We start from the raw sequence: 6,669 nt of genomic DNA on the forward strand, positions 1-6,669 counted from the left end.
GGTGGCGTGACGGCAACAATTTGTTGACGAGCTGGTGTTCCGGTCGGCGGTCCAAATCGGAGCGGCTTTCGAATACAGTGCGGGTGCGTTCCAGCCCCGGCGGTGCGCCACCCCCTGTACCCGAGGAAAGGTACCGTCCCTTGATGCCCCTGTGGTCACGCGCGCAGCAGCAGGACTTCCGCAGCAGGGTGCGGGGTTGTCTGCTCGGCGGGGCGATCGGTGACGCGCTCGGTGCCGGGATCGAGGCCGACCCGCTGGAGCGGATCCGCGCGGCGCACGGGCCCGACGGCGTGACGGGGTACGTCTCCGCGTACGGCCGGTGCGGCGGCATCACCGACGACACCCAGCTCGCACTGTTCACCGTGGACGGCCTGATCAGGGCTCATGTCCAACGGGACGGCGGGAGTTGGCACCCGCCGACCGACGTGCACCACGCGTACCTGCGCTGGGCGTCGACCCAGTACGACTGGGGTCCGGACGAGCGCAGATCCGACCTCGGGTGGCTCGGGAAGCAGGAGTGGCTGTACTCCCGGCGCGGGTCCGGGCAGCTCTGCCTGGCCCCGCTGACCGGCCCCGACGCGGAGCGTGCGGGGACGCTGGAGGCGCCGCGCAACCCGGAGTCGAAGGAGAGCGCCACGGTGGTGCGGGCGGCCCCGTTCGGGCTGCTCACCGCCTGGGAGCCGGGCCTGGTGTTCCAGCTGGCGGTCGAGTGCTCGGTGCTGACGCACGGTCACCCGACCGGCTACCTGGCGGCGGGCGCCTTCGCGGTGATCGTCCACACCGTGGCCAGGGGCGGCACCCTGGAGGAGGGCGTCCACCTGGCGCTGGCCACCCTGTCGGAGCACCCGGGCCACGAGGAGACCACGGCGGCGCTGCGCAAGGCGCTGGACGCCGTCCGGGCCGGAGAGCCGTCGGCCGAGCGGGTCGAGGAGCTGGGGCAGGGCCGGGTCGCCGAGGAGGCGCTCGCGATCGGGGTGTACTGCGCGCTGGTGGCGCACGACGTGAAGTCCGGTCTGCTGCTGGCGGTCAACCACTCCGGCGCCGGCGACTCGACCGGCTCGGTCTGCGGCAGCCTGCTCGGTGCGCTGCACGGCGAGACCGCGCTGCCGGCCGAGCTGGTGGCCGAACTGGAGGGCCGGGGAACGGTGCTGGAGCTGGCCGACGACTTCGTGCTGGAGCTGCTGCACGGACCCGAACTGCGCGGCCGGGCCTGGACCGAGCGGTACCCGATCAAGTAGCCGGCACCCCGGCCCCTCCGTCCCGGAAACGGCGGAGCGGGCCGCGGGCTGGTCGCCCGCGGCCCGCTCGCCGGAGTGCCCGCCGGGCTCAGATCGCGCCGAAGGCACCGGTGGCGGTGGCGGTGGCGAACGCCGCCCACGCCTCCTTGCTGAAGTGCAGCTGCGGGCCCTCGGGGTCCTTGGAGTCGCGGACGGCGATGGTGGCGCTGCTCGGGACGGCGATCTCGACACAGGCGCCGTTGCCACCGCTGTGGCTGCTCTTGCGCCAGGTCAGGTTGCTGGTGGACTTCGTGCTCATCTCTTGAACCCCTCTGCATAGGTGTGAATCAATGACCGGCTCTCCGCGACGCTGAGCGCTGCGGCCCGCAGGTGGTCGTACAGATTGGTATAGCGGCGGACGTCGGCCTCCTTCTCGAGGTAGAGGTCGCTCGTCACTCCTTCGAAGTAGACGACGGTGGAATCCGCCGACTCCGGAAACTCCATCAGGGAGAATGTCCCGGTCATGCCGGGGTGGGCACCGTGCCGGAACGGGATCACCTGCAGGTTGATGTTCGGCCGCTCGCTCAACTCCAGCAGCTGGAGCAGCTGATCGGCCATCACCCGCGGGCCCCCGACCACCCGGATCAGGACCGCCTCGTCTATGACCACCCAGAGGCTGCCGAGCTGGTCCTCGCCGTATATCCGGCTCTGCCGCTTCAGCCGGACGTCCACCCGCCGCTTGATCGCGCCGACCTCGGTGTCCGGCTGGGTGCCCTCGACCACCGCCTCGGCGTACTCCCTGGTCTGCAGCAGGCCGGGGACGAACGAGGACTCGTACGCCCGGATCGAGCTGGCCTCGGCCTCCAGGCCGATGTAGACGCTGTAGGGGATGTCGCCGAACTCGTGCCACCAGCCGCGCTGGCGGGACTCCCGGGCCATCTCCATCAGACCGGCCCTGATCCGCTCGTCGCTGACCTCGTAGACGTCGCACAGGTCCCTGACGTCCCGTTGGCTGATCGAGCGGCGGCCGTTCTCCAGCCGGCTGATCTTCGACTGGGAGACCATCAGGCGGCCGGCCACCTCCTCGGCCGTCATCCCCTTCAGTTCACGCAGACGCCGCAGCTCGGCGCCGAGTCTGCGTCGCCGAACCGTCGGATTGATGTTGGCGGACACGTCGACCTCCGGCCGTACCTCTGACGCGCCGGAGAGCGGCGCGCCTCGGAAGACTGTGGAAATTGGTACCAACCCCCCTGACTTGGAGCAGCATGCCATCTTGGCTCGGTACAGCGCCGGGGAATCGCAGGAGCGCACTAGAACAGATCATCGGAAAACCACCCAATCGGGAAGGCGCCCCTTGCGCCCGGCGCCCGGATCCGATAAAGGGGCCGGATCGGCCGAAACGCCAACGGGGCGGTCGGGCCCGGCAGTTGACTGCCGGGCCCGACCGCCCCTCAAGGTCTTTCCGATCACCGGCGCGCACGGTCCGCCGCGCGCTCCGTTCAGCGGGCAACCGCCCGGCTGGCCATCCCGTGGCCGCTGCCGCCCGCGGTCGGCCGGCTGGGTGCCGGTCGACCGGCCGGAGCCGGCCTGGTCGGCCCGGCAACGGTCGCCGGACCACGGGCCTGGTTGGGCAGCCCGTTCTGAACGTCCATCACCGCGTGCGCGACCATGCCGCCCAGCGGGTCGTACCTGATCAGGTCGCGCAGCCGGGACCGCGACGACCTGCCCTCGTTGCCCGGGTAGAGGTGCTTGCCCAGGCCGACGGCGTGCGCCAGCGCGGCCAGCGCGGCCGTCCTGGGGTCCGGCGGGACTCCAGTCCGGATCGCGGTGTCCAGCCGCTGCTTGATCGCGGCATTGGTGCAGTCGTCCGACGCCTGGTACCGCGTCGTCGGCAGCACTCCGCACACCTGGCCCGGCACGGCGGTCACCATGCCGCACCTCTCCAGGTGCGCCAGGTAGGTCTGCCTGAGCCCCAGTCGGGGCCCGCCGATCCAGTGCGCAGCTCGCACCGGGCTGCCGCGACGGCGCAGCAGTTCCAGCGCGTGGTCCAACGTCGGGTCACCGGTCGGTCGTGGCAGCACCACGGCGATCCGGTCCCCGTCAGGGACGATCCTTCCGGCCAAGGACAGCTCGACGAGCTGTGCCCCGGCGAGTCCGAGGTCGAGGGTCTGCGGCTGCGCCGTGGTGCCCGTGGTCGGGTCCAAGGCGAGCAACAGGAGTTCCTCGGGAATAGTTCTGCGGCTCTTGCCCATCCAAGCCTCCCCGCGTGGATGAATGACAGAGTGACGCCTCTCACAGCGGCTTGTCGAGTACGCCTCCGAATCGTGACCTAGCGGTGGGGGCCGGAACCGCCCGGCCCGACCCCCGCGTCTGAGGCTGAGTACCCCCGGAAATGGGCCGGTCCGGACGAATAACGGCCGGTCGGGCGGGGTGTGACGGCCGTTACGGCCGTCGGTGCCGGAGACTGGACAGCTAACCGGCGGACGGAAATCGAGTTCGGCCGGTACGGCGGACGAGGAGGATGGGTTACGTGGGCGAGTCCCCCGACAAGGTGCGACGCGACGGGGCGGGCGAGGAGGAGATGTCGGCCGATCGGGCCGGGACCGAATCGAATGGCTCCACCGTCCAGCTGCGGGTCCGCGATGTGGACAGCCGGACCACCATGCTGAGGCTGCCGGTGGACAACGCGACCACCATGCTGCGGCTGCCCGAGGAGGCCGGTCCCGAGGTCGAGCCCGCCCCCCTGACCAGCCCGGACAAGCCGGAGGCGGCCGAGGAGGAGGCAGTCGGGGAGGCAGCGGCGAAGGCCGGGGCGGTCGATCCCCGTCTCGCGGTTCGGGACGACAAGGACGAGGCGGACGAGGCGCTCGCCGAGCCGCCGGCGGAGGCTGCGGAGCAGCCCGCGACGGCCGAGGAGCCCGCGTCCGAGCCCGAGCCCGAGTCCACGCCTGAGCCCGCGTCCGAGCCCGAGCCCGCGCCGGTGAAGCCGCCGGTGCAGGTCTGGACCGTGCCCGAGCCGGCCGCGCCGCCGGTCGAGGAGCCGCCCGCCCCGCTGCCGGCGCCCGAGACCACCTCCGAGGCGATGGAGGTGCTGGCCGCCCTCTCCGCCCGTCCGGTCTCGCCGTTCCGACGGGGCGTCAAGCGCGCCACCGTCTGGGGCCTCTTCGTCGCCGTCGTGGTCGCCGCGGTGGTCGCCGCCCAGCTGCTCCGCCCGCTGCCCGACCCGGCGGCCAGGCTCTCGCTGGCGAACTCGTACACCTTCACCGGCAACCCGCTGGCGCTGCCCTGGCCGGCCAAGGGCCAGGCCGCCGCCGAGGTGGTCGGGGTCGGCAGCCTGGGCAGTTCGGGCCCCGAGACCCCGGCGCCGATCGCCAGCGTCACCAAGGTGATGAACGCCCACCTGATCCTCCGGGACCACCCGCTGCGCAAGGGCGAGCCGGGCCCGACGATCGTGGTGGACAAGCAGGCCGCCGCCGAGTCCGCCAACACGGACGAGTCCCGGGCCCAGCTCACCGAGGGCCAGACGCTGACCCAGTTCGACGCGCTCCAACTGCTGATGCTGCCCTCGGCCAACAACGTCGCCCGCCTGCTGGCCCGCTGGGACTCCGGCACCGAGGCCGCCTTCGTCCAGAAGATGAACGACGAGGCCAAGGCGCTCGGCATGACCAACACCACGTACGCCGACCCGGCCGGGTACAACAACGACACCAAGAGCACCGCCAAGGACCAGCTCAAGCTGGCCGGCCAGGTGATGAAGGGCGACGTGTTCCGCCAGGTGGTCGCCACCCCGGACATGACCTTCAACGGCCAGCGGATCTACAACACCAACGCCCTGCTGTCCGCCAAGAACGGCGTGATCGGCGTCAAGACCGGCTCCAGCACCCCGGCCGGCTCCTGCCTGATGTGGGCCGCGGTCAAGGACATCGGCGGCACCAAGCGGCTGATCATCGGCGTCACGCTGGGCCAGTCGCCGACCACCGCGGACAACCTGCTCAAGGCGGCCCAGACGGTCAGTCAGAAGATCATCACCGGGGCGCAGGACGGCCTGACCGGCCAGACCCTGGCCAAGCAGGGCCAGGTCGTCGGCTACGTCGACGACGGGCTCGGCGGACGGGTGCCGGTGGTGGCCGCCAAGGACCTGACCGTCGCGGGCTGGCCCGGGATCACCGCGCAGCTGACCATGAGGACCGAGCAGCTCGGACACTCCGCCAAGGCCGGCACCACGGTCGGGACCATCGCGGCGGGTGAGGGCGAGGGCCGGGTCGAGGTCCCGGTCACCCTCCAGAGCGACCTGGCCCCGCCGTCGATCGTCTCCCGCCTGACCCGGATCGCCTAGCGCCTGTCGTCCTCGCCGTTCCTCGTGCCCGTGGTCACGGCGGGCCGAGGCGGCGGGCGAGCAGGGGCTCCTCGGCGAGGACGCGGCCGAGGGAGATGGCCAGGGTGACGGCGGTGAAGAGCACGATCAGCCAGGACAGCGAGGTGAAGACGACGCCGTACGGGCCGAACTTGGTGACGCTGCGGGAGACGGCGCCGGGCAGGTAGATCTGGGCCGCGACGCCGAGGCCGGTCATGGCGGCGCCGGCCAGCAGGGCGCCGGGCAGCAGCGGGTACCAGCGGACCCGGCTGCCGAGCAGCAGGTGCTGGGTCCACCACCAGAGCGCGGTGGCGAGCAGCATGAAGAGCGGGAGCCCGAGCCAGGCGCCGACGCCGAAGCCGTCACGGACCGGCCCCTGGAAGACCAGCACGACCAGCCAGACCACCAGCCAGGCCAGCCAGCGCCAGGCGGCCACCCGGGTGCCGGACTTGGGCATCTCCCAGCAGCGCTCGCAGACCCGCTGCATGGCCCGGCTGAGCGCCGTCGCGGAGAGCAGCGTGACCAGGGCGCCGATCACCCCGAAGCTCTGGGCGACGTCGTCGTGCCCCGCCGCCATCACCTGCTGGACCTGGCGCTGGGCCTCGCCCTCGATGCCGAGCTGGTCCCGGAGCGAGCTCACCACGCCGTCCCGGACGCTCGCCGGGGCGAACACGGCGACCACGAAGAGGGCGGGCAGGGCGCTGAGGAAGGCCTGGGCGGCCAGCCGGGTGGCGTTGTCCAGCAGGTTCACCCGGACGAGCTGCCCGACCGTCCGGCCGACGATCGGCACCCGGTCGGGAAGCGCCTTCGCGGCGGCGGCCAGCGCGGCCGCCCTGGTCCTGGTCCGGGCCCACCGGCCGGGCTGCTCCGGAGCACGGGTCAGCGACTCTGTCACGCGAACCTCCGGGAGGGGGCCTGGGGCCTCCATCCTCACCCGGAAGCAGCGGCCCCGCATGCGGGCGGCGTGCGGGGCCTGACGTGGTGTTACTTCTTGCCGGTGAGTTTGTCGAGGCGGGCGGTGATGCCCCAGACGGTGACGCGCCAGAGGGCTTCGATGACGATGTTGCGGCTCATCTTGGAGTTGCCGAGTTCGCGTTC

Annotated in this window: 6 protein-coding genes and 1 pseudogene; 2 read left to right on the plus strand and 5 right to left on the minus strand. The window is 72.0% G+C overall.

What is annotated here, in order from left to right; all coding sequences use genetic code 11:
- The first annotated feature begins 143 nt into the window (after positions 1-143).
- Positions 144-1,238 (plus strand): ADP-ribosylglycohydrolase family protein, encoded by a 1,095-nt coding sequence (locus tag ABT118_RS21360; RefSeq protein ID WP_350671020.1) that lies wholly within the window; start codon positions 144-146, stop codon positions 1,236-1,238.
- Positions 1,239-1,326: 88 nt separating this feature from the next.
- On the opposite strand, the gene ABT118_RS21365 is transcribed toward ABT118_RS21360, so the two are convergent.
- From ABT118_RS21365 to ABT118_RS21375, 3 genes are all read right to left on the minus strand, one after another.
- The gene (locus ABT118_RS21365) at positions 1,327-1,536 is read right to left on the minus strand and encodes a DUF397 domain-containing protein (protein ID WP_350671023.1); all 210 of its coding nucleotides are present in this window, start codon (positions 1,534-1,536) and stop codon (positions 1,327-1,329) included.
- Positions 1,533-2,390 carry a helix-turn-helix domain-containing protein gene (locus tag ABT118_RS21370; protein WP_350671026.1) on the minus strand — a complete coding sequence of 286 codons (858 nt, stop codon included), beginning with the start codon at positions 2,388-2,390 and terminating at the stop codon, positions 1,533-1,535. The genes ABT118_RS21365 and ABT118_RS21370 overlap by 4 nt, the downstream gene beginning before the upstream one ends.
- A gap of 326 nt (positions 2,391-2,716) precedes the next feature.
- On the minus strand, positions 2,717-3,469 hold the full coding sequence (locus tag ABT118_RS21375) for a GOLPH3/VPS74 family protein (RefSeq protein WP_350671031.1): 753 nt from the start codon (positions 3,467-3,469) through the stop codon (positions 2,717-2,719).
- Positions 3,470-3,747: 278 nt separating this feature from the next.
- On the opposite strand from ABT118_RS21375, the gene ABT118_RS21380 reads away from it, so the two are divergent.
- Positions 3,748-5,553, plus strand: a complete 1,806-nt coding sequence (locus ABT118_RS21380) for a D-alanyl-D-alanine carboxypeptidase (protein WP_350671035.1) — start codon at positions 3,748-3,750, stop codon at positions 5,551-5,553.
- A gap of 34 nt (positions 5,554-5,587) precedes the next feature.
- Here ABT118_RS21380 and ABT118_RS21385 read toward each other — a convergent pair whose 3' ends face one another.
- Together ABT118_RS21385 and ABT118_RS21390 are read right to left on the minus strand one after the other, a co-directional pair.
- Complete coding sequence (locus tag ABT118_RS21385; protein ID WP_350671038.1) at positions 5,588-6,466, minus strand: YhjD/YihY/BrkB family envelope integrity protein; 879 nt, start codon at positions 6,464-6,466, stop codon at positions 5,588-5,590.
- An 89-nt stretch (positions 6,467-6,555) separates the two neighbouring features.
- Positions 6,556-6,669 (minus strand): annotated as a pseudogene (locus tag ABT118_RS21390) (dolichol-phosphate mannosyltransferase); the annotation flags it as partial.

It is taken from the genome of Kitasatospora sp. NPDC002040 (genome assembly GCF_040296785.1).
In the GTDB taxonomy this organism is placed as follows: domain Bacteria; phylum Actinomycetota; class Actinomycetes; order Streptomycetales; family Streptomycetaceae; genus Kitasatospora.